The organism is Microbacterium enclense, assembly GCA_038182865.1.
In the GTDB taxonomy this organism is placed as follows: Bacteria; Actinomycetota; Actinomycetes; order Actinomycetales; family Microbacteriaceae; genus Microbacterium; species Microbacterium enclense_B.
In genome coordinates this window covers 3,555,242-3,576,402 of record CP116226.1, presented here as the reverse complement: position 1 = coordinate 3,576,402, position 21,161 = coordinate 3,555,242, and the positions used below count along the sequence as shown (strand labels likewise).

Here is a 21,161-nt window from a genome sequence, read left to right as displayed (position 1 = left end):
TTTCTCGTTTCAGCTGCGGACGAGAACGGTTCCGACGACCTTGTCGTGCAGGCCTCGTTGGTCGGCATCCCAGACGACGGCGGGAATCACGACCGCCAGGAGGATCGTCCGCACGATCGGTCGCCAGACCCCGACCCAGCCCCCGGTTGCCAGTTCCAGACGCATCCCCATCAGCCGATGACCGGGACTTCCCCCGATGAGGGGGATGAAAAGGATCTGCGCGGCGAAGAAGATGAGGTTCGTCGCGATGGGGTTCGCGAAGGGTACCCCGGTGACGGGATCGGGGCTGGAGAAGAACGCGAATCCGATGAGTCCGGCGCTCGCGACGTCGATCAGCAGGGCCGCGATCCGCCGTCCCGGACGGGCGATCGAGCCGCGTCCCTCGCGGGGGAGGCCGAGCCGCTGGCCCGGGTAGTCGTTGTCGGCAGCAGCGGTCACGTGACCAGCGTAATCGTGCCCGCGTAACATGCCGGAAACATGCGAGATATGACCGAGACACCGGTTCTGGGTATGGTCGAGGAGGCTAGCCGCGGCTAACCCATCCCGAATGTTCTACCTCTGGAGTCTTCATGTTCAAAGATTCGTCCGAGGTGCTGAAGTTCATCCAGGACGAGGACGTCAAGTTCCTCGACATCCGTTTCACGGACCTTCCTGGTGTGCAGCAGCACTTCAACATCCCCGCCTCGACTGTCGACGAGGAGTTCTTCACCGTCGGACAACTGTTCGATGGCTCGTCGATCCGCGGGTTCGCGAACATCCACGAGTCGGACATGCAGCTCATTCCCGACGTGACCACCGCGTATGTCGACCAGTTCCGCGAGGCCAAGACCCTCGTGATGATCTTCGACATCTACAACCCGCGCAACGGTGAGATCTACGGCAAGGACCCGCGTCAGGTCGCCAAGAAGGCGGAGAAGTACCTCGCCTCCACCGGCATCGCCGACACCGCGTTCTTCGCCCCCGAAGCCGAGTTCTACATCTTCGACGACGTCCGCTACGAAGTGAAGCAGAACTCGAGCTTCTACTCGGTCGACTCCGAGGAAGGCGCCTGGAACACGGGCCGCGCCGAAGAGGGCGGAAACCTCGCCAACAAGACCCCGTACAAGGGCGGCTACTTCCCCGTCTCGCCGGTCGACAAGACCGCCGATCTGCGCGATGACATCACCCTCAAGCTGATCGAGGCCGGCTTCGTGCTCGAGCGCTCGCACCACGAGGTGGGCACGGGCGGTCAGCAGGAGATCAACTACCGCTTCGACACGATGGTGCATGCGGCCGACGACATCCTGAAGTTCAAGTACATCGTCAAGAACACCGCGGAAGAGTGGGGCAAGGTCGCGACCTTCATGCCCAAGCCGCTGTTCGGTGACAACGGCTCGGGTATGCACACCCACCAGTCGCTCTGGAACGACGGCAAGCCGCTGTTCTACGACGAGACCGGCTACGGCGGCCTCTCCGACATCGCCCGGTGGTACATCGGCGGACTGCTGGCTCACGCTCCCGCCGTTCTCGCTTTCACCAACCCGACGCTCAACAGCTACCACCGGCTGGTGAAGGGCTTCGAGGCGCCGGTGAACCTGGTGTACTCGGCCGGTAACCGCTCGGCAGCCATCCGTATCCCGATCACGGGCTCGAACCCCAAGGCCAAGCGCATCGAGTTCCGTGCGCCCGACGCCTCGGGCAACCCGTACCTCGCCTTCGCGGCACAGCTCATGGCGGGCCTCGACGGCATCAAGAACCGCATCGAGCCGCACGAGCCGGTCGACAAGGACCTCTACGAGCTGCCCGCCGAAGAGGCCAAGAACATCCCGCAGGTTCCCAACTCGCTGCTCGACTCGCTCGAGGCCCTCCGTGCCGACCACGAGTTCCTGCTCGCCGGTGGCGTCTTCACCGAGGAGCTCATCGAGACCTGGATCGAGTACAAGATCGAGAACGAGATTCAGCCGATCGCTCAGCGCCCGCACCCCTTCGAGTACGAGCTGTACTTCGGGGTCTGATCGCCAGGTCATCCACGTCGACGCCCGTCCCCGCCGTTTCGCGGGGGCGGGCGTCGACGTTTGCGGTCGACAATCTGAATCACCCGCAGGAAGGTCCGGTACTCGTCGCGCGCGGGGTGTCAGCCCGCTCGCTCCGCGCGCTTCTGCTCCTGGAACACCCGGATCGCCTCGTAGCGCTCGGCCGATCGGGCCTGACGTTTCGCCGCCTCCTGCTCGCGGACCTTTGGCGGCGCGTTCGTCACCAGGTCGTCGAGAAGATGGCGGACGGATGCCGAGATCTCGGCGACCGCGCGATCGAACACGTCCTGGTTGACGCGCGAAGGCTTGGTCGTCCCCACGATCTTGCGGACGAACTGCAGCGCGGCGTCGTGGCATTCGTCGTCGGTGGCCGGCGGCTCGAAGTTGTGCAGGGGAACGATGTTGCGGCACATGGCGTCAGGCTAGGCCGATCTCCGGCTCAGCGCGAGAGTGTCTCCTTCATCGAACCAGCTCCGGCGCGGAGACGGGCCCGCATGCGTCGCGGTCATCGGCGCGGGTCCGGGCCCGCAGGCCGTTCGAGCCGCCAGGCTCCCGGCATCCCCACAGGTGCCATGCCGGTGTCGTGTCGGCGGTCCAGGGAAGGATGGATGCCATGCCCCTCCCCTACGCCTCGCGACCCTGGCTGAACTCCTATGCCACCGGGGTGCCGCACGAGATCGATGAGCCCACGCAGACTCTGCCCGAGATGATGGCCGCGAGCGTCTCGCGACACGGGAAGAAGCCGGCCCTCGAGTTCTTCGGGGCCACGACGTCGTACCGCGACCTGGGGCGTCTCATCGACCGGGCCGCCGAGGGGCTGCGACGCCTCGGCGTGCGCGCCGGTGACCGGGTCGCTCTCGTGCTGCCGAACTGTCCCCAGCATGTGGCGGCTTTCTACGCGGCGTTGCGTCTCGGTGCGATCGTCATCGAGCACAATCCGCTTTACACGCCACGAGAGTTGCGCCACCAGTTCGAAGACCACGGGGCACGGTTCGCCGTCGTGTGGGACAAGATCGCCGACGTCGTCGCCGACTTCCCCTCCGACCTGGCCCTCGAACACGTCATCAGCGTCGACATCACCACCGCGATGCCCCGCTCGAAGCGTCTGGCGCTCCGGCTCCCCGTACGCAAAGCGCGCGAGGCGCGTGCGCAGCTCACGGCGACGCCGACGTCGAAGCGTCCCCGCGCGTGGGAGTCGCTGCTGTCGCACGGCTCGCTGTCGCGCAAGCACACGGGTCCCCGACTCGACGACATCGCTCTGCTGCAGTACACCAGCGGCACGACCGGCAACCCGAAAGGCGCCGTGCTGACGCACGCGAACCTCCGCGCGAATGCGATGCAGGGGCGCGCCTGGGTGCCGGGGCTGCGCGACGGAGAGGAGACGTTCTACGGCGTTCTCCCCCTGTTCCATGCCTACGGGCTTACCCTGTGCCTGACGTTCGCGATGAGCATCGGTGCGAAACTCGTGCTCTTCCCGAAGTACGACCTCGAGCTCGTGGCATCCGCGATCCGTAAGAGCCCACCGACCTTCTTGCCGGCCGTCCCCCCGATCTACGACCAACTCGCGCGCGCGGCGGCCCGAGGCACGATCGATCTGTCGACCGTGCGCTTCGCGATCTCGGGCGCGATGAGTCTGCCCGTGGCGACCGTCGACCGCTGGGAAGCCGCGACCGGCGGGCTGCTGGTGGAGGGATACGGGATGACGGAGTCCTCGCCCGTCGCGCTCGGAAATCCGATCGGACCATCGCGGCGACCGGGGACGGTCGGAGTGCCCTTCCCCTCCACCGACATCCGCGTCGTCGATCCCGCCGATCCGGAAACCGACCTCGCGCTGGGCGAGACCGGCGAGCTGTTGCTGCGCGGTCCGCAGGTGTTCCAGGGGTATTGGAACCGTCCGGCCGACACCGCCGAGACCTTGCTCGACGGCGGGTGGCTCCGAACGGGCGACATCGCCTCCGTCTCGCCCGACGGATTCGTCACGATCGTCGACCGGCTGAAAGAGATCATCATCACGGGTGGCTTCAACGTGTCGCCGAGCGAGGTGGAAGACGTGCTGGTGTCGCACCCTGACATCGAGGGCGCGGCGGTCGTCGCCCTGCCGAAGCCGCGTGGTGGGGAAGACGTCGCTGCGGCCATCGTCGTCCGCGACGGTGTCGACCTCGACGCTGAGGCCGTTCGCGACTTCTGCAAGACGCGGCTGGCCGCGTACAAGGTGCCGCGCCGCGTGGTCGTCGTCGACGATCTCCCGCGGTCGCTGATCGGCAAGGTGCTGCGTCGAGAGGTGCGCGAGCGTCTCATGTCGTGACGCGCGTCGGAGGGATGGCACGGGCCCGAGACAGTGGCATCCCTCCGCTTGCGGACTCAGCCGTAGAAGAGCTTCTCGAACACACGGCGCGCGCGCCGCGTGGCGGCGAGGTAGTCCTCTTCGACCCTCGTCGCCGAGCGCGGCGGGTACTCGAGGATCCGACCGATGCCGTCGAGGCGAGAGCGATCCGCCGGCAGAACGTCGCTCGTCTGCCCGGAGAGAAGCGTGTTGGCCGAGCGAAGCCGGCTGGCGAGGTGCCAGGATGCCGCGAGCTTCTCGGCTGCGTCCGCGGGGACGAGGCCCGCATCGACCGCTGCGCTCAGCGCTCCGAGCGTCGAGGTGGTGCGAAGGCCGGGGACGGCACGGGCGTGCTGCAGCTGGATGATCTGCACGAGCCATTCGACATCGCTCAACGACCCCGGGCCGAGCTTCAGATGGCGGGCGGGATCGGCGCCCTGGGGCAGGCGCTCGTTCTCGACACGGGCTTTGATGCGCCGGATCTCGCGAAGACCGTTCGGATCCGCCTTCTCGGGATAGCGCACCTCGTCGGCGAGCGCCATGAAGTCGGCGATGAGCTTGACGCTCCCGGCGATGCCGCGGGCTCGGAGGAGAGCTTGCGCCTCCCAGGAGAGCGACCAGCGGCGGTAGTACTCGGCGTACGCGTCGAGCGAGCGGGCCAGCGGACCGCTGCGGCCCTCCGGGCGCAGTTCGGCGTCGAGCTCGAGCGGGAGACGGTGGTCTTCGGAGTGCTCTCTGAGTCCCGCGACGATCTTGAGAGCGAGGGTGCTCGCGCGCTGCGGGTCGAGGCCGTTCGCCCGATAGACGTACATGACGTCAGCATCCGACCCGAAACCGAGCTCGCGACCGCCGAAGCGTCCCATCGCGATGATCGAGAAGTCGAGCTCGTCGTCCTCCGGGGGGACGACCGCGCGGCGGACGGCGCGCAACGTCGCCTGGATGGTCGTCTCGGTGATCGTGGTGAGCGCGTCCGACAGCTCTTCGAGCGAGACCACTTCGAGCACGGCGGCCATCGCGACGCGGAGCATCTCGCGCCGCCGCAGGGCGCGCACCGAGCGCATCGCGTCGTCGATGTTCTGCCACCGGGTCTGGATGGCGCGCGCCTCGTCTTCCAGGGCCTTGCCGGACCGCGGGCGCAGGAGGGCGTCGTCATCGAGCCAGGCGACGGCCTCGGGGATCCACTCCATCAGCTCCCCGATGTAGCGCGAACCAGATAGCACCCGAGTGAGGCTCTCCGCGGCCCCCGCGGAGTCCCGCAGCACCCGGAGGAACCACGGGGTGTTGCCCAGACGTTCGCTGATGCGACGAAAGACGAGCAGCCCGTAGTCGGGATCGACCCCGTCTGCGAACCACCGGATCATCACCGGCATGAGGTGACGCTGGATCGTGGCCTTCCGACTCAGACCGCTCGTGAGCGCCGCGATGTGCCGCAGGGCTCCGGCCGGGTCGCGGAAGCCGATCGCCGCCAAGCGGTCGCGGGCCTGCTCCGTCGACAGCGTCCGCTCCCCCTCGGGCAGGGCCGCCACGGCCGACAGGAGCGGGCGGTAGAACAGGCGGACGTGGATGTCGCGGACCTCGCGCTTGATCCCCTCCCAGGCCGCCTGGACGCCCTCGGCGGAGTCCGACAGCCGTGTCGCCCGCGCGAGGACACGGAGGTCGTCGGGCTTCTCCGGCAGCAGCGCGGTCCGCCGGAGCCCCCGGAGCTGCAGGCGGTGCTCGAGGAGACGGAGCAGGCGGTAGTCGCGCGCGAACGCCTCCGCCTCGGAGCGTCCGATGTACCCTTCGGCGACCAGGGCGTCGAGCGCCTCCAGAGTGCCGCGCTGGCGGATGCGCTCGTCGGTGAGCCCGTGCACGAGCTGCAGCAGCTGCACCGTGAACTCGACGTCGCGAATGCCACCCGGTCCGAGTTTGAGCTGGCGATTCACCTCGCTCGCCGGAATGTGGTCGGTCACGCGCTCCCGCATGCGCTGCACGCCCTCGACGAAGTTCTCGCGCGCGGCGCTATGCCAGACGAGGGGGTGCATCGCCGCGACGTACTCGGCACCCAGCTGCGGGTCGCCCGCGATCGCTCGGGCCTTGAGCAGTGCCTGGAACTCCCAGCTCTTCGCCCAGCGGTCGTAGTACTGGCGGTGGGAGCCGAGGCTGCGCACGAGCGCGCCCTGCTTTCCCTCGGGGCGGAGGTTCGGGTCGACCTCCCAGAGGGGCGGCTCGATCTCCGGCCCCGAGATGCCGCGCATCGTCTGCACGGCGAGCCGCGTGCCGATGTCGATCGCGCGGGCTTCGGAGACAACCTCCTCGTCCGCCGATCCGCCGACGAAGATCACGTCGACGTCACTGACGTAGTTGAGTTCGCGCGCCCCGGTCTTGCCCATCGCGATGATCGCGAACTGCGTCGCCTCGACCTGCGTTCGGGGGTAGGTCGCGGGCCCAGGTCCCGCGACCCGCGCGCGAGCCACGCTCAGCGAGGCCTCCAGCGCCGCTCCCGCCAGATCGGCGAGGGAGGCCGAGACCATGTCGATCGCGCCGGCGGGGTCGTCCTGTCCGAGGTCGTACGCGGCGACCCGCGCGAGCAGCCGCCGGTAGTGCACGCGCAGCGTCACCCAGGCGGCATCCGAGGCATCGGCGGCGAAGCCGTTCTCATCGCCCACGGATGCCAAGAGCTCCGCGCGCATCGACTGCTCGTCGGGGACGGTGAGGCCCGCGCCCGTGAGGTGAGCGAGCTCCTCCGGGTGGCGCAGGTAGAACTCCGCGAAGCCGTCGGAGGCGCCGACGATGTCCCAGAGCGCCCGCCAGGCACCGGCATCCGCGGCGCACGTGCGAACAGCGTCGGTGTTCCGGCGGGCGATCTGCACGATCGCCGAGAGGGCGCGGTCAGGATCGGCGACACGCTGAACGAGCGCCGTGGCATCCTCCCGGGAGACGCCGACGAGGTCGCCGAGCTCGCCCAGGAGCGCATCGGCTTCGGAGAGTCGCGAGAAGCCGATGCGCGCGAGGGCGGTGAGCGCCGTCGATCGATCGCCCGACATCGTGGTGCCTTGTCGGAGCCGGCGTCAGAGCGCCTCGAGGTTGCTGGCGAGCTCGAACGGCGTCACCTGGGCGCGGTATTGCTGCCACTCGCGGCGCTTGTTGAGCAGCACGTACTTGAACACCTGCTCCCCCAGCGTCTCGGCGACGAGCTCGGATTCCTCGAGGTACTCGAGAGCGTGGTCGAGGCTCGCGGGGAGCGGGGCGTAGCCGAGCGCGCGACGCTCGGAGTCGGTCAGCGACCAGACGTTGTCTTCGGCCTCCGCGGGGAGCTCGTACTCCTCCTCGATGCCCTTGAGCCCGGCGGCGAGCATGAGGGCGTACGACAGGTACGGGTTGGCCGCCGAGTCGAGGGCGCGATACTCGACGCGGGTCGACTGGCCCTTGTTCGGCTTGTACAGCGGCACACGGACCAGGGCTGAGCGGTTGTTGTGTCCCCAGCAGATGAAGCTGGGCGCTTCGTCGCCGCCCCACAGGCGCTTGTAGGAGTTGACGAACTGGTTGGTCACCGCCGAGATCTCGTTGGCGTGGCGCAGGAGACCGGCGATGAAGTGACGACCGACCTTCGACAGCTGGTACTGCGCACCCTCTTCGTAGAACGCGTTCATGTCGCCCTCGAAGAGCGACAGGTGCGTGTGCATGCCGCTCCCCGGCTGGCCGCTGATGGGCTTCGGCATGAACGTCGCGTAGACGCCCTGCTCGATCGCGACCTCCTTCACCACGGTGCGGAAGGTCATGATGTTGTCGGCCGTCGTGAGAGCGTCGGCGTAGCGCAGGTCGATCTCGTTCTGCCCGGGGCCGCCCTCGTGGTGGCTGAACTCGACAGAGATGCCGAGGTCTTCGAGCATGCGGACCGAACGGCGGCGGAAGTCGTGCGCCGTGCCCCCGGGCACGTTGTCGAAGTACCCTGCGGAATCCACGGGCACGGGGCGCCCGTCGGCGCCCAGCTGCGACGACTTCAGCAGGTAGAACTCGATCTCGGGATGCGTGTAGAACGTGAACCCGGCGTCGGCGGCCTTCGCGAGGGTGCGCTTGAGCACGTGGCGCGGATCGGCGACGGCGGGCTGCCCGTCGGGCGTGGTGATGTCGCAGAACATGCGCGCGGTCGGGTCGATCTCACCGCGCCAGGGCAGGATCTGGAACGTCGTGGGGTCGGGATGAGCGAGCAGGTCCGACTCGTACGAGCGCGTGAGGCCCTCGATGGCGGAACCGTCGAATCCGAGGCCCTCGGTGAAAGCGCCCTCCACCTCGGCCGGGGCGATCGCCACCGACTTCAGGGTGCCCATCACATCGGTGAACCACAGGCGCACGAACTTCACGCCGCGTTCTTCGATCGTGCGCAGAACGAAATCGCGCTGCTTGTCCATCGTCATCCCTCGTTCTCAGTACGGTGCGGTCAGCGGGTGGCGCTGTCGATCACTCAGCGGTCGTCGCGGGCGTCGTCTTCGGCCCACTGCCTCGAGCGTTCGCGCAGGATCTCGGGAGCGCGTGCGGCCTCTTCGGCGGTGTCGAACGGGCCGGCGCGGTCGATCGCCGGTGACGCGTAGCCCTGCTCCACCTCGTGGGTCTCCAGGTTGTACCAGTACTTCGCGTTCTCGTCGCTCACGATCGCTCCTCGGGATGGGTCACGAGCCTGCGGCAGATGTACGCCGGGCCTCTGACGATCCTACTGATGCGGGCCCCTCGGCTGGATAGGCTGGAGGGCATGGCAACGAATGCGTCGCGTGCGGTCGGAGTGGACATCGGCGGAACCGGCATCAAAGCGGGAATCGTCGATCTGGATGCCGGGGAGTTGATCAGCGACCGAGTGAAGGTCGCGACGCCCGCCGGCGCCGAGCCGGCCGATGTCCTCGCCGCCGTGAAGGAGGTCTTGACGACCCTGGAGGCGCCCGCAGATCTGCCGCTGGGCGTGGCGTTCCCCGCGATCGTGAAGGGGGGACGCACCCTCTCGGCGGCGAACGTGTCGAGCTCGTGGATCGGCTTCGAGGCGGAGGAGTTCTTCGAGCAGGGCCTCTCACGAGACATCCATTTCGCGAACGACGCCGACGTCGCGGGAATCGCCGAGGTGCGTTACGGCGCCGCGAAGGGCATCGACGGTCTCGTCATCCTGACCACGCTCGGCACCGGTATCGGTTCGGCGGTGATCTACGACGGCGTGCTCGTCCCCAACAGCGAGCTCGGACACCTGCAGCGCGCGGGTCACAAGAAGGATGCCGAGGGCTACGCCGCTTACTCCGCGATGGAGCGTGAGGAACTGTCCTGGGAGAAGTGGGCGAAGCGTCTGCAGTGGTACTACGACTACGTCGAGTTCCTCTTCAGCCCCGACCTCATCGTGGTCGGCGGAGGGGTGTCGAAGCACTCGGAGAACTTCCTGCCGCTGCTGAAACTACGGGCGCCGATCGTTCCCGCGAAGCACCGGAACAACGCCGGCATCATCGGGGCGGCGTCGTTGGCCGTGCCGGTGCCCGAGGCGCTGCCCGCGGTGAAGTAGCGCGGAGACTCCCGGACGACGTGTCGGCTCACTAGGGTGAAGCCATGAAGCGTTTCGCTGCCGTCCTCGCCGCCGCTGTCGCCGTCGTGCTTCTTTCGGGATGCACGAGCGAGGTGACCCAGGAGAACATCACGGTCACCCCGGGGCAGAGCGGCACGTTCTCGAACGGCGACACCACGATCGTCGTCGAGCCCGGCGCGACGCAAGGCGCCGACGGTGCGTACCTCACCGAGGTGCGGGCGAATCTCGGTGCCCTCGCGTCGGCGAGCGACGAGCAGCTGGTCGCCGCGGGAGAGAGCGCCTGCGGGCAGCTCGATGAGGGCATCGGAGTCGACCAGGTCGTCGTGACCGTGCCCGGTACCGCGACGGTCTCGAGCGCTGACTCGACAGCGATCGCCGAGGCGGCGAACGCGTTCCTCTGCGACTGAGCCCGGGAGGCGCCCCCGGCACTCTTCGCAGCGCGAGACGACACGATGCCGGCGCACCTGCCCGGCTTACCCAGCGCGGCGTGCGACGTATTCCTCCACGAGGACACCCGAGCTGAACGTGCGCGTGTCGAGGGGATCGAACCTGCGGGGCGCGTACGCCGCGTCGCCGAACAGAGGGATTCCGGAGCCGAACACGAGGGGGTTGCGTTTCAGCACGAGACGATCGATCTCGGGGAGCAGGGTGCCTGCGAGATGCCCTCCCCCGCAAAGCCAGATGTCCCGACCCTCCTCCGCCTTCAGGGTGCGGACCGCGGAGAGCGGGTCGGCAGTGAGCGTGACCGACGGATCCACGTCAGGGTCGTGGCGGCTGGCGACGACCTGGTGCAGGTGCGGATACGGGCTGGTGATGCCGGCCGCGAGAGCCGGGGCGAGCGTGTTCCATCCCATGATCACGGTGTCGAAACGTGTCCGAGGCGGTTCGATACCGAGCGCTGCGTGGACCTGCGCGGGCAGCGCGTCGGCGTACTCCTCGAAGACAACCGACGAATGGTCACCTTCGACGAGGAACGCGTCGAAACCGCCGGTCGGATCGGCGATGAAGCCGTCGATACTGACGGCGACGTAGTACACGAGTTCACGCATTTCTTCTCTCCTGACGATGAATGACGCCCAATGTACGACAGATGTCGTGGTTTGGCTAATATCGATGGCATGGCACGCAATGATGAACGACGTTCCGCTTTGGCTGACGCGGGGATCCGAGTTCTTGCCGAGGAAGGGGCTCGCGGCCTGACGCATCGCGCCGTCGACGCCATCGCGGGGACACCGCGCGGCACGGCCTCGAACTACTTCCCCACTCGTGACGACCTGATCGCCGCGCTCGTGACGCGGATCGAGGAACGCCTGACACCCGACCCCGTCGACTCCCCCGGCGACCGCCCGGCCGACGCGGCCCTGTTCGCCGACTACGTGCGCGACGTCGTCCGCCGACTCAGCGCCGACCCGCACGTCTCGCTCGCGCTCTTCGAACTCCGACTCGAGGCATCGCGCAAACCCTCCGTGGCGACGACCCTCGGCGCCTGGCGTCAGCGTGCGTTCCGAGACGACGTCGCGTTCAACGCCGCTGCGGGCCTGCCTGGCGGGCCCACCGAGATCGCCTTGTTGCACTACGCGATCGACGGGGTCATGCTCGACCGCCTCACCGTGCCCCTCGAGACCGGCCTGACCCTCGATGAGGTGGTCGACGAGTTGGTGGCGCGCATCCTCCCGGTGGAAGCAGGATCGAGCGGAGATCTCGGGTCGCCCGGCGACGGCTAGGCCGCTCCTCCCGATCTCACCACGGGCGCGGCGCGCGTGATGCGGCTGACGGCGAGCGACGCGCTGCAGAGGTCATAGTGGCGGGTGCTGGTCGCGTAGCGCCTTGGCGCTCCTATCCCACGTCTGCTGATGTAACCTCTCAGCCATGGGTGATTCCCCCCCCCCCCCCCCCCCGTTACTTTTTCCGTGATCCGCTCGGCGGCATGCTGAGTGGTGGCAGCCTGCCGGGCCCGGTATGGCTCTCTGCCCCCTGTCACCCATGATCTGGGGGGTGTTGTCGCCGGGCCTGGTCGGCGGTGTGTGATCGCTGATAGGAGCTCGACCCGCCAGCTGGCGAGGCCGTCCGTAACGTGGATGCCGAGGCATGCCGCCCCTCCGGTTGCCGTTCGCACGACAGAACGGAGGAGCACAATGACCACAGCCATCGCCGGCTACGACACCATCGCGGTGTTCGTCGGGCTGGACGTCGGCAAGAGCGAGCACCATGCCGTCGCCCTCGACCGCGCTGGGAAACACCTGCTGGATCGGGCGCTGCCGCAGGACGAGACCCGGCTGCGGCAGATCATCGCTGACCTCGCGGAGCACGGACCTGTGTTGCTGGTCGTCGACCAGCCAGCCACCGTCGGCGCCCTGCCTGTCGCAGTCGCCCAAGCCGCGGGCGCGACCGTCGGCTACCTGCCGGGGCTGGCGATGCGGCGCATCGCCGACCTGCACCCTGGAGAGGCGAAGACCGACGCGAGGGACGCGGCCATTATCGCCGAGACCGCCCGCACCATGCCCCACACGCTCCGCTCCATCGCCATCGCGGACGAGCAGGTAGCGGAACTGACGATGCTCTGCGGCTTCGACGACGACCTCGCCGGGCAAATCACCCAGGTCAGCAACCGCATCCGCGGGCTGCTCACCCAGATCCATCCCACCCTCGAACGCGTCATCGGGCCACGCCTGGATCACCCCGCGATGCTCGCCCTCCTACGCAAGCACCCCTCTCCAGACGCCCTGCGCACCGCTGGCGTGAAGCGCCTCGGGAACCTGCTCCTGAAGCACGCACCCCGCAAAGGACGGGTTTGGGCGGAGGAGATCGCCGCCGCACTCGCACAGCAGACAGTGACCGTCACCGGCACGAACGCCGCAGCTCTCGTCCTGCCGCGACTGGCAGAGCAACTCCAGACGCTTCGCACCCAGCGCGACCAGATCGCCGCCGAGGTCGAACGCCTGGTCGAGGCGCACCCTCTTCACCCCGTCCTGACGAGCATGCCGGGAGTCGGCGTCAGGACGGCAGCCAGACTCCTCACCGAAGTCGCAGGGAAGACCTTCCCCACCGCCGGGCACCTCGCCGCCTACGCCGGCCTCGCACCCGTCACACGACGATCCGGCACCTCCATCCGCGGCGAACACCCCTCCAGGCGCGGCAACAAAATCCTCAAACGCGCCCTGTTCCTCTCCGCCTTCGCGGCGCTCCGCGACCCCGACTCTCGCGCCTACTACGACCGCAAAATCGCCCAAGGCAAACGACACAACCAAGCCCTCATAGCCCTCGCCCGACGACGCTCCGACGTCCTCTACGCCATGCTCCGCGACGGCACCCTCTACCAACCCCGACTACCCCTCGCAGCTTGACAAAGGACATAGGAGCACCCCGTTACTTTTTCCGTGATCCGCTCGGCGGCATGCTGAGTGGTGGCAGCCTGCCGGGCCCGGTATGGCTCTCTGCCCCCTGTCACCCATGATCTGGGGGGTGTTGTCGCCGGGCCTGGTCGGCGGTGTGTGATCGCTGATAGGAGCTCGACCCGCCAGCTGGCGAGGCCGTCCGTAACGTGGATGCCGAGGCATGCCGCCCCTCCGGTTGCCGTTCGCACGACAGAACGGAGGAGCACAATGACCACAGCCATCGCCGGCTACGACACCATCGCGGTGTTCGTCGGGCTGGACGTCGGCAAGAGCGAGCACCATGCCGTCGCCCTCGACCGCGCTGGGAAACACCTGCTGGATCGGGCGCTGCCGCAGGACGAGACCCGGCTGCGGCAGATCATCGCTGACCTCGCGGAGCACGGACCTGTGTTGCTGGTCGTCGACCAGCCAGCCACCGTCGGCGCCCTGCCTGTCGCAGTCGCCCAAGCCGCGGGCGCGACCGTCGGCTACCTGCCGGGGCTGGCGATGCGGCGCATCGCCGACCTGCACCCTGGAGAGGCGAAGACCGACGCGAGGGACGCGGCCATTATCGCCGAGACCGCCCGCACCATGCCCCACACGCTCCGCTCCATCGCCATCGCGGACGAGCAGGTAGCGGAACTGACGATGCTCTGCGGCTTCGACGACGACCTCGCCGGGCAAATCACCCAGGTCAGCAACCGCATCCGCGGGCTGCTCACCCAGATCCATCCCACCCTCGAACGCGTCATCGGGCCACGCCTGGATCACCCCGCGATGCTCGCCCTCCTACGCAAGCACCCCTCTCCAGACGCCCTGCGCACCGCTGGCGTGAAGCGCCTCGGGAACCTGCTCCTGAAGCACGCACCCCGCAAAGGACGGGTTTGGGCGGAGGAGATCGCCGCCGCACTCGCACAGCAGACAGTGACCGTCACCGGCACGAACGCCGCAGCTCTCGTCCTGCCGCGACTGGCAGAGCAACTCCAGACGCTTCGCACCCAGCGCGACCAGATCGCCGCCGAGGTCGAACGCCTGGTCGAGGCGCACCCTCTTCACCCCGTCCTGACGAGCATGCCGGGAGTCGGCGTCAGGACGGCAGCCAGACTCCTCACCGAAGTCGCAGGGAAGACCTTCCCCACCGCCGGGCACCTCGCCGCCTACGCCGGCCTCGCACCCGTCACACGACGATCCGGCACCTCCATCCGCGGCGAACACCCCTCCAGGCGCGGCAACAAAATCCTCAAACGCGCCCTGTTCCTCTCCGCCTTCGCGGCGCTCCGCGACCCCGACTCTCGCGCCTACTACGACCGCAAAATCGCCCAAGGCAAACGACACAACCAAGCCCTCATAGCCCTCGCCCGACGACGCTCCGACGTCCTCTACGCCATGCTCCGCGACGGCACCCTCTACCAACCCCGACTACCCCTCGCAGCTTGACAAAGGACATAGGAGCACCCCCCCCGAGGCAGGGTGTCCACGTGGATCGTGATGGGCGTCATCGCCGTCGTCGTTGCGGTGGTCCTTCCGTTGACGCTTCTTCTCGTCACCAGTCCTGACCCCCGTCCCTGCCCTTCAGGCGCAACCGCGATCACAGACTCGGCCTGCACGCACTGAGCAACGACGAACTGCTCGGCGCCAGGTTCACAACACGGCGCCGAACCGGGGATGCTTAACAGCCCAAAGCTCATTCAAAGCGGTGGCCTGGCCCCGCGTCTGGCATGTTCCGGACGTAGCCACCGCGAAGACGTCTTGCGAGATGATCGGGCTGGTGAACGCGGCTTGAGCCCGCGACCGACCTCAGGCGCGAATGGGCCGGCCTGTACGCCGGGTTCTGTCCGGGGGCATCAGCCCCGTGGACGGTCATCTCTCTCGGCGACACGTTGCCGTGCCGCTCCAGCGGCCTACCCGGGGACTCGGCGAGCCGCGTCGTCATCCCCTGTCTGGCCTTGCTCCGGACGAGGTTTACCTCGCGGGTCGTGTCACCACGACCCCGGTGGTCTCTTACACCACCCTTTCACCCTTACCTCGACCCTGACGGGCCGCGGCGGTCTACTCTCTGTGGCACTGTCTCGCGGATTGCTCCGGGTGGGCGTTACCCACCGTCCTGCCCTGTGGAGCCCGGACGTTCCTCGGCACGGGCGAACCCGTGACGCGACCGTCCAGCCGACCCATTCGCGTCCCTGAGTCTACCGGCGGGCGGGGTGGGGCTCCGCCCGCTCAGCCCTTCTCCGCCGTCTCGCCGATCTTGAGGTCCAGCGGGAAATCGAGGGGGAACGACCCGAACAGCAGGCGCCCGGCGGCCTCCGCCGACTCCCTGACGGCGGCCGCGACTGCTTCCGCGTGCACGACCGGGGTGTGCACGATGATCTCGTCGTGCAGGTAGAACGCCAGGTGCGGACGTCGGTCGAACACCGGTCCTGATCGCGGGGCCGCGTGAGCGGTATCCACCGGCTCGATCGCCGCCAGACGCCCGCGCAGGTCGGCGAGCCAGGCGAGAGCCCACTCGGCGGCCGTGCCCTGCACGACGAAGTTGCGCGTGAAACGTCCGCGGTCCCGAGCCGAGCGTCGAGCCCGGGTTTCGTCGATCCCGGATGCCTCGGCGTCGCCGGCGCGGGATTGCACCGCACGCCAGGCCTCCCCCGGGCCTGGCGAGGTCCGGCCCAGCCAGGTCGACACGACGCCCCCCTCCTCACCGATGCGCGCGGCGTCGTCGACCAGGGCCATGGCGCGAGGGAACGTGCGCCGGAGGCGAGGAAGAAGTCGTCCGCTCTCCCCCGTCGTCGCGCCGTACATCGCGCCGAGCATGGCGATCTTGGCCTCGGCGCGCGTGGCCACGGCGCCCGCGTCGACGACGCCGGAGTAGAGGTCGCGGCCGCGCGCCGCATCGGCGAGAGCCGTGTCGCGCGCCATCGCGGCGAGCACGCGGGGCTCGAGCTGCGCGACGTCCGCGGTGACGAGGGTCCATCCCGGGTCGGCGCGCACCGCGACCCGCAGCTGGCGCGGGATCTGCAACGCGCCCCCGCCGGATGAGGCCCAGCGTCCGGTGACGACGCCGGCGGGCACGTACACGGGACGGAAGCGCCCGTCGCGCACCCACTCCGACATCCACGCCCAGCCGTTCGCCGTGTGCAGGCGCATGAGCTTCTTGTAGGCGAGCAGCGGGGCGACCACGGGGTGATCGTGCTCGGTCAGCTCCCACTTGCTCGTCGACTCGACGAACAGGCCGGCTCGGTGCAGGGACCGCAGGAGTCGTGGTTGCGAGTCGAGAGACGCTGCCGGGTCGCCGAGGGCCGCCCGGACGCTGCTCGCCGCCTGTTCGAGGCGCACCGGTAGCGCGCTCCCCCGACGCTCCCCGAGCTCGCGTTCGAGCAGTCGCTCGTGCGCGTCGACGCTCCAGGGCAGCCCCGCGGCCTGCAACTCGACGGCGATGAGCGCACCCGCGGACTCGGCTGCCGCCAACAGACGCAGCGCGTCCGGAGCCGTCGACGACTCGAGGGTTGCGCGTTGGCGTCGGTATTCCTCGACAGCGGCATCAGCGGAGTCGGGAGGTCCGGAGGCCGTGTCGGTGAGGTCGAAGAGCGTGTCGGTCACCCCGGTGTCGGCAAGAGCGGCGTCCCACGCCCGTGCCGCGCGGAGACCGTGATCGTCGCCGACCGCCGCCGCGTCGCGCAAGAGGGAATGGACGAGTCGGAGATCCCACGCCCGAGCGACGCGGACCCCCGCCGAGAGGAGCCCGGTGTACCAGGCCCGCGTGTCATGCCAGATCCACCGCACGAGCCCCGTGCTCTCGCGAAACCGGATCGTTTCGGGCAGGTCGCGTGGCGAGACGACGATGGTGTCGGATGCCGCGCCCGTGGCATCCAGAACGATCAGCGCGACATCGCCGGAGGGCGTGCGCCCGACGACGACCGCGTCAGAGACCGCGGACGTCAGGGTGTCTCACCGCGACTCTTCGGTGCGGACGAGAATCGCCCCGCACTCGGGGCAGAACACGACCTCGTCGGTCTGGGCCCGCCGGACGGCGGCGAGGTCGCTCGGAGGAAGGACCATGCGACACGCCTCGCACGCTCCCGCACGCAGAAGCCCCGCGCCGTTGCCGCGCGCCGCGAGTCGCTCGTACAGGGCGAGCAGCTCGGCGGGAAGCGAGCCCGACACGGCCTCGCGGTCACGGCGCGCCCCCTCGAGGCGGTCGGTGGCCTCGGAGACGACGCGCTTCGCCTCGGCGCTGAGCTCGGCACCGCGCGCGTTCGTCTCGGCGATGAGCGCCTCCTGCTCGGCGACGGCCGCGTCGGCGGCTTCGAGGCGCTCCATCAGCGCGATCTCGACGTCTTCCAGGTCGCTCTTGCGACGAGCGAGGGCGGCGAGCTCGCTCTCGAAGCCCTGCGCCTGCTTGGGGTTCGACGACGCCGCGAGCCGCTCGGTGTCGCGTGCGATTCGCGCGTCGACCACGGTGACGTCGGATTCGAGCCGTGCGATCTCGGCGGTGAGATCGTCCCGGGTGTTGGCCCGGATCGACAGCTCCTGGCTGAGCGCGGAGCGCTGCGCGAGGAGGTCGCGCACCTGCGCCGCCTGTGGCGGGTTTGCGGCGACGCGTTCGTCGTGCCGGATACGGCCATCGAGGTCGGCGAGATCGAGCAGTTTGCGCTGGTCGGCGGGGTCGGCGTTCACGACTCCACGCTACCCCGGGGGTGGGACACGCGGAGAGCGTGGGTAGCCTGGAACATACGGACCCCCGGATGAAGGGATGCCATCACCGTGACGTGGAGCATCGACCCCGTGCAGGCGCGCGCCGTCTGCCGCACCACCGACGAACACGCCGAGGCGATCGACGGCGTCGTCGTCGCGACCGCGAACGCCTTCGCCTCGGCACAACAGGCCGTGGGCGCCGGCGAGACCTCGGCCGCGCTCGCCGAGGTCGCCGCCGATCCGTTCCTGATCCGTCTCGCCGGTGTGCGTCGGCACGTCAGGACCGTCACCGAGACGACGGAGAGTGTCGTCGCGCTGTACGAGCAGGCCGATTACGACATGGCGGCGCAGACGCAGTCGACGATGAACGGGCTGCAGCCGTGAGTACCCCGTCGAGTTCGACGCTGGTCGCGGTGCCCAGCTCGACGGCGGTGTCGGCCGCCGCCGACACGCTCGAGAGCGCGCTCAACGGGCTCGATGATGCCGTGACCAACGTCACCACCAGCTGGGGCGGGCTCAGCGCGGTGTACGAGGCTCCCGAAGCGCAGACCGCGTACGGTGCCATGGCGACGCTCCCGCTCGCCGTCGATGACCTCACCACCGCGCTCGCGTCCGCCGTCTCGGCGCTACGGACGTACGCCGAGACGCTGACGTCTCTCGAGACGCGTCGAGCCGCCCTGGTGACCGATCTCGACACCGTCGACGCGCAGGGCGACCTCCCCGCGGCCGACCGCGACCCGGATGCGCCGACCGTCTTCGAAGTCGGCCGCACGCGCGCGCTGTTCGAGACCGACGTCGCCGCGGCCGACCAGGAGTGCGCTCGGGCACTGCGGGCGCTGCGGACCTCCTGGTCCTGGGCGATGGGCGACGGCCTGGAGTTCGTGAACGGCAACATCGGCTCCGGCGTGCAGGGTCTGGCGGCCGAGCTCCTCGAGCGCTACCGCGGCACCCTCATGGTGCCGGGACCGGGCGCCTTCATCCCGGAGGAGATTCGGCTGACGGCCGGACAGATCAACCCGACCTGGCCGCGCTCGTTGATCGACGGGCAGGTGTGGGTCCAGCGCCCGTCCGGCGTCTGGGTGCTCGAGAGCACCCTGTTGCCCGACACCCCGCCGCGCATTTCAGGTCTTCCCGGGTGGAACGGTCACCCGCAGTTCGCCCCGGAACGGATCGGTACGCCCCCGGCCTGGGCCGGTCACGCGGGGAAGGGCCTGTCGATCCTCGGCGCGGGACTGACCTACTGGAGTGTGTACGGCGAGAGCTACAACGACACCCTCACCCGTCATCCGGACTGGACCGAAGAACAGCGCCAGCAGGAGGCGTGGGTCGACACCGCGGTCGTCGGCAGCTCATCGGTCGCCGGTGGTGCGGGTGGAGCGTGGGGTGGTGCGCTCATCGGAGCCGGCATCGGATCGATCTTCCCGGGGCCGGGGACGGTCATCGGCGGAATCATCGGGGGCGTCATCGGCGGTGTCCTCGGCGGGTGGGGCGGTCAGGAGATCGGTCAGGACGTCATGGACGGCATCCGTCAAGAGAACGTCACGATCGAGGCGCCGGGACCCCTCGGTGTCGAGCCCCAGCCGCAGGGCGAACTGCTGTGAGCGCCGGGTTCCTGGTCGGTGTCCTGTTCCTCGTGCTCGGGGTCATCGCGTACACCGGCATCTGGAAGGGATGGATCCGCGTGCGCCGTGGCTTCGGCAGCACGATCGGGTTCGCCTGGCTGTGGCTGGGTGCGGCTTTCACGACCGCGGCCGTTGCGGTCCTCGTGCAGGCGTACTCGCGGGCGGCCTTCTTCGCTCTGCTCGGGGTCGCCGCTGTGCTACTGATCATCGCGGTGGTCGGCGCGTTCTGGCTTCCTCGCTTCCTCCTGCCCGCGTGGTATCGCACGCTGCGCGGCGACGACCTGACGACGAAGGGCGGTCGCGCGTGAAGCTCTTCGCTGCGGGCCAGCACATTCCCGCTCCCGAGGTCCTCGAGGAGCGCACACCGCACGCCGTCGTGCGCTATCCCGACAGTTTCGCCGCGTCCGCGTACGACGGGGCAGAACTCGTCCTGACGCTGCGAGGGGAGCAGGCGGGCTTTCGCCCGAATCTCGTGCTCACGGCGGTCGAGAGCTCGGCACCGCTGACCGATGCGACCGCGGTCGCCCTCCTGGCCGCGGGTACTCAGCATCCGGGCGCCCGCCTGGTGGGTGTCGACCTGTGGGATGAAGATCCGGATGCCACCCTCGCCCGCGCGCGCCGGATCACGTTCGTCTACCCCGCGGGGGCGACGGACGTCGTCGTCACCAAGACGGTCTGGGCGACCGGAACGCATCACGTGCACTTGTCGGCCAGTGCCACGCCCGCGCAGCTCGGGACGCTGACACCGACCTTCCTGTGGATCGCGGCGCAGCTGCGTCTGACCGCCGATCCGGCCGACGTCGAGGCCGCCGCACGCGGAACCGGAGCAGCCTCGCTCGACGCCGCGGCATCCGGACGTGTCGGATTCCCGCTCGAGGATCTGGCGCCGTTCGCTCCCGCGCCTTTCGACACCACCGCTCCGGCGGTGTCGGTCGAAGCTCTCACCGAACTGCGCGCCGGGGCGTCACGCTCTCGGCTGGGGGCACCCCTCGGTGCGCTCGTGCGACGAGTGCGCGGGACGGATGCCGCCGCCGAACTCGCCGCGGCCGGCCTCGTCGACGACACGGCGAGGCTCACGCCGACGGGAGTCGCGGTCTCTCGCGCCCTCGGGGCGACGGCACCCGTCCTGGTTGTGAGGGTGCGCCGCGGTGGACACGCCGCGGTGCTGGTCGCGTTCGCCGGGCCGCAGGGGATCGTCGTGTCGCACGATCCGTCGATCGCCGAGTTGCAGACGGGGGCGGCCGGCGCCGACCCGGAGCGGCGACACCTCGCGCTCGTCGTGCCCGAGCATCTACCGGCCCTCGTCGCAGCGTGGGTCGGTCTCGAGCCGTTCTGGCCGGTCGACGATGACACGACGACCGTGGCGGCAGAGGAACTCGACAGCCGCGTCTCTGCTGACGGGGGAACGTGGACCGACGTCCTCGTGCAGGGGGCGGGGGTCGAGCGCTACGACGTCATCGCGCCCGGGAACGGGTGGCGGCGCGTCGGTCCCGCGGTCGACGGCGTCCACGAGCTGACCACCGATCCGAGCCTCGCGGTGTTCTCGTTCCTGGTCGAGACATGCGCGCGATCGCTCGAGGAGGTCCCGATCTCGCCGTCCCGCTAGAC

General features: G+C 69.1%; 19 protein-coding genes and 1 other RNA gene. 11 read left to right on the top strand and 9 right to left on the bottom strand.

What is annotated here, in order from left to right; translation table 11 throughout:
* Positions 1-9: 9 nt before the first annotated feature.
* A complete protein-coding gene (locus PIR02_17000) occupies positions 10-468 on the bottom strand; it encodes an RDD family protein (protein WZH36435.1) in 459 nt (152 codons plus the stop codon).
* Between the two features lie 101 nt (positions 469-569).
* Between PIR02_17000 and glnA the strand changes: the two genes are divergently transcribed.
* Positions 570-1,994, top strand: a complete 1,425-nt coding sequence (glnA, locus tag PIR02_16995; protein WZH36434.1) for a type I glutamate--ammonia ligase — start codon at positions 570-572, stop codon at positions 1,992-1,994.
* Between the two features lie 119 nt (positions 1,995-2,113).
* Here the strand turns inward: glnA and PIR02_16990 are convergent, their stop codons facing one another.
* Complete coding sequence (locus tag PIR02_16990; protein WZH36433.1) at positions 2,114-2,425, bottom strand: DUF2277 domain-containing protein; 312 nt, start codon at positions 2,423-2,425, stop codon at positions 2,114-2,116.
* A gap of 200 nt (positions 2,426-2,625) precedes the next feature.
* Between PIR02_16990 and PIR02_16985 the strand changes: the two genes are divergently transcribed.
* Positions 2,626-4,317 carry a long-chain-fatty-acid--CoA ligase gene (locus PIR02_16985; GenBank protein WZH36432.1) on the top strand — a complete coding sequence of 564 codons (1,692 nt, stop codon included), beginning with the start codon at positions 2,626-2,628 and terminating at the stop codon, positions 4,315-4,317.
* Between the two features lie 56 nt (positions 4,318-4,373).
* Here PIR02_16985 and PIR02_16980 read toward each other — a convergent pair whose 3' ends face one another.
* The 3 genes from PIR02_16980 to PIR02_16970 are packed head-to-tail and all read right to left on the bottom strand — an operon-like array spanning position 4,374 to position 8,965.
* The gene (locus PIR02_16980; protein WZH36431.1) at positions 4,374-7,361 is read right to left on the bottom strand and encodes a bifunctional [glutamine synthetase] adenylyltransferase/[glutamine synthetase]-adenylyl-L-tyrosine phosphorylase; all 2,988 of its coding nucleotides are present in this window, start codon (positions 7,359-7,361) and stop codon (positions 4,374-4,376) included.
* A 24-nt stretch (positions 7,362-7,385) separates the two neighbouring features.
* Positions 7,386-8,726, bottom strand: coding sequence for a glutamine synthetase family protein (locus PIR02_16975; GenBank protein ID WZH39033.1), 1,341 nt, complete (start codon positions 8,724-8,726; stop codon positions 7,386-7,388).
* 53 nt (positions 8,727-8,779) lie between these two features.
* Positions 8,780-8,965 carry an SPOR domain-containing protein gene (locus tag PIR02_16970; GenBank protein ID WZH36430.1) on the bottom strand — a complete coding sequence of 62 codons (186 nt, stop codon included), beginning with the start codon at positions 8,963-8,965 and terminating at the stop codon, positions 8,780-8,782.
* Between the two features lie 99 nt (positions 8,966-9,064).
* On the opposite strand from PIR02_16970, the gene PIR02_16965 reads away from it, so the two are divergent.
* Positions 9,065-9,850 carry an ROK family protein gene (locus tag PIR02_16965; protein WZH36429.1) on the top strand — a complete coding sequence of 262 codons (786 nt, stop codon included), beginning with the start codon at positions 9,065-9,067 and terminating at the stop codon, positions 9,848-9,850.
* A 44-nt stretch (positions 9,851-9,894) separates the two neighbouring features.
* A complete protein-coding gene (locus PIR02_16960) occupies positions 9,895-10,278 on the top strand; it encodes a DUF732 domain-containing protein (GenBank protein WZH36428.1) in 384 nt (127 codons plus the stop codon).
* A gap of 66 nt (positions 10,279-10,344) precedes the next feature.
* On the opposite strand, the gene PIR02_16955 is transcribed toward PIR02_16960, so the two are convergent.
* The gene (locus PIR02_16955; protein WZH36427.1) at positions 10,345-10,920 is read right to left on the bottom strand and encodes a dihydrofolate reductase family protein; all 576 of its coding nucleotides are present in this window, start codon (positions 10,918-10,920) and stop codon (positions 10,345-10,347) included.
* Between the two features lie 69 nt (positions 10,921-10,989).
* Here PIR02_16955 and PIR02_16950 point away from each other — a divergent pair, with 69 nt between their 5' ends.
* From PIR02_16950 to PIR02_16940, 3 genes are all read left to right on the top strand, one after another.
* The gene (locus PIR02_16950; GenBank protein ID WZH36426.1) at positions 10,990-11,595 is read left to right on the top strand and encodes a TetR family transcriptional regulator; all 606 of its coding nucleotides are present in this window, start codon (positions 10,990-10,992) and stop codon (positions 11,593-11,595) included.
* Between the two features lie 411 nt (positions 11,596-12,006).
* Positions 12,007-13,215, top strand: coding sequence for an IS110 family transposase (locus tag PIR02_16945; GenBank protein ID WZH36425.1), 1,209 nt, complete (start codon positions 12,007-12,009; stop codon positions 13,213-13,215).
* Between the two features lie 258 nt (positions 13,216-13,473).
* Entirely contained in the window at positions 13,474-14,682 is a 1,209-nt protein-coding gene (locus tag PIR02_16940; GenBank protein WZH36424.1) for an IS110 family transposase, read from the top strand.
* A 367-nt stretch (positions 14,683-15,049) separates the two neighbouring features.
* On the opposite strand, the gene rnpB is transcribed toward PIR02_16940, so the two are convergent.
* From rnpB to PIR02_16925, 3 genes are all read right to left on the bottom strand, one after another.
* An RNA gene (gene rnpB / locus PIR02_16935) (RNase P RNA component class A) lies at positions 15,050-15,416 on the bottom strand.
* 46 nt (positions 15,417-15,462) lie between these two features.
* Entirely contained in the window at positions 15,463-17,178 is a 1,716-nt protein-coding gene (locus PIR02_16930) for a bifunctional 3'-5' exonuclease/DNA polymerase (GenBank protein ID WZH39032.1), read from the bottom strand.
* Positions 17,179-17,184: 6 nt separating this feature from the next.
* Entirely contained in the window at positions 17,185-17,913 is a 729-nt protein-coding gene (locus PIR02_16925; GenBank protein WZH36423.1) for a C4-type zinc ribbon domain-containing protein, read from the bottom strand.
* Between the two features lie 87 nt (positions 17,914-18,000).
* Between PIR02_16925 and PIR02_16920 the strand changes: the two genes are divergently transcribed.
* Genes PIR02_16920 through PIR02_16905 form a run of 4 tightly spaced genes read left to right on the top strand, consistent with a single transcriptional unit; the run spans position 18,001 to position 21,159 of the window.
* Positions 18,001-18,315, top strand: coding sequence for a DUF6507 family protein (locus PIR02_16920; protein ID WZH36422.1), 315 nt, complete (start codon positions 18,001-18,003; stop codon positions 18,313-18,315).
* Positions 18,312-19,532: a hypothetical protein gene (locus tag PIR02_16915; protein ID WZH36421.1), complete on the top strand. Its 1,221-nt coding sequence runs from the start codon at positions 18,312-18,314 to the stop codon at positions 19,530-19,532. The genes PIR02_16920 and PIR02_16915 overlap by 4 nt, the downstream gene beginning before the upstream one ends.
* Positions 19,529-19,861: a hypothetical protein gene (locus PIR02_16910; GenBank protein WZH36420.1), complete on the top strand. Its 333-nt coding sequence runs from the start codon at positions 19,529-19,531 to the stop codon at positions 19,859-19,861. The genes PIR02_16915 and PIR02_16910 overlap by 4 nt, the downstream gene beginning before the upstream one ends.
* Entirely contained in the window at positions 19,858-21,159 is a 1,302-nt protein-coding gene (locus PIR02_16905) for a hypothetical protein (protein ID WZH36419.1), read from the top strand. The genes PIR02_16910 and PIR02_16905 overlap by 4 nt, the downstream gene beginning before the upstream one ends.
* Positions 21,160-21,161 lie beyond the last annotated feature (2 nt).

Bases quoted from the DNA above. Each gene is read 5' to 3' on its own strand.
- PIR02_17000 (WZH36435.1), bottom strand. From the start codon at position 468: ATGTTACGCGGGCACGATTACGCTGGTCACGTGACCGCTGCTGCCGAC.
- glnA (WZH36434.1), top strand. From the start codon at position 570: ATGTTCAAAGATTCGTCCGAGGTGCTGAAGTTCATCCAGGACGAGGAC.
- PIR02_16990 (WZH36433.1), bottom strand. From the start codon at position 2,425: ATGTGCCGCAACATCGTTCCCCTGCACAACTTCGAGCCGCCGGCCACC.
- PIR02_16985 (WZH36432.1), top strand. From the start codon at position 2,626: ATGCCCCTCCCCTACGCCTCGCGACCCTGGCTGAACTCCTATGCCACC.
- PIR02_16980 (WZH36431.1), bottom strand. From the start codon at position 7,361: ATGTCGGGCGATCGATCGACGGCGCTCACCGCCCTCGCGCGCATCGGC.
- PIR02_16975 (WZH39033.1), bottom strand. From the start codon at position 8,726: ATGGACAAGCAGCGCGATTTCGTTCTGCGCACGATCGAAGAACGCGGC.
- PIR02_16965 (WZH36429.1), top strand. From the start codon at position 9,065: ATGGCAACGAATGCGTCGCGTGCGGTCGGAGTGGACATCGGCGGAACC.
- PIR02_16960 (WZH36428.1), top strand. From the start codon at position 9,895: ATGAAGCGTTTCGCTGCCGTCCTCGCCGCCGCTGTCGCCGTCGTGCTT.
- PIR02_16955 (WZH36427.1), bottom strand. From the start codon at position 10,920: ATGCGTGAACTCGTGTACTACGTCGCCGTCAGTATCGACGGCTTCATC.
- PIR02_16950 (WZH36426.1), top strand. From the start codon at position 10,990: ATGGCACGCAATGATGAACGACGTTCCGCTTTGGCTGACGCGGGGATC.
- PIR02_16945 (WZH36425.1), top strand. From the start codon at position 12,007: ATGACCACAGCCATCGCCGGCTACGACACCATCGCGGTGTTCGTCGGG.
- PIR02_16940 (WZH36424.1), top strand. From the start codon at position 13,474: ATGACCACAGCCATCGCCGGCTACGACACCATCGCGGTGTTCGTCGGG.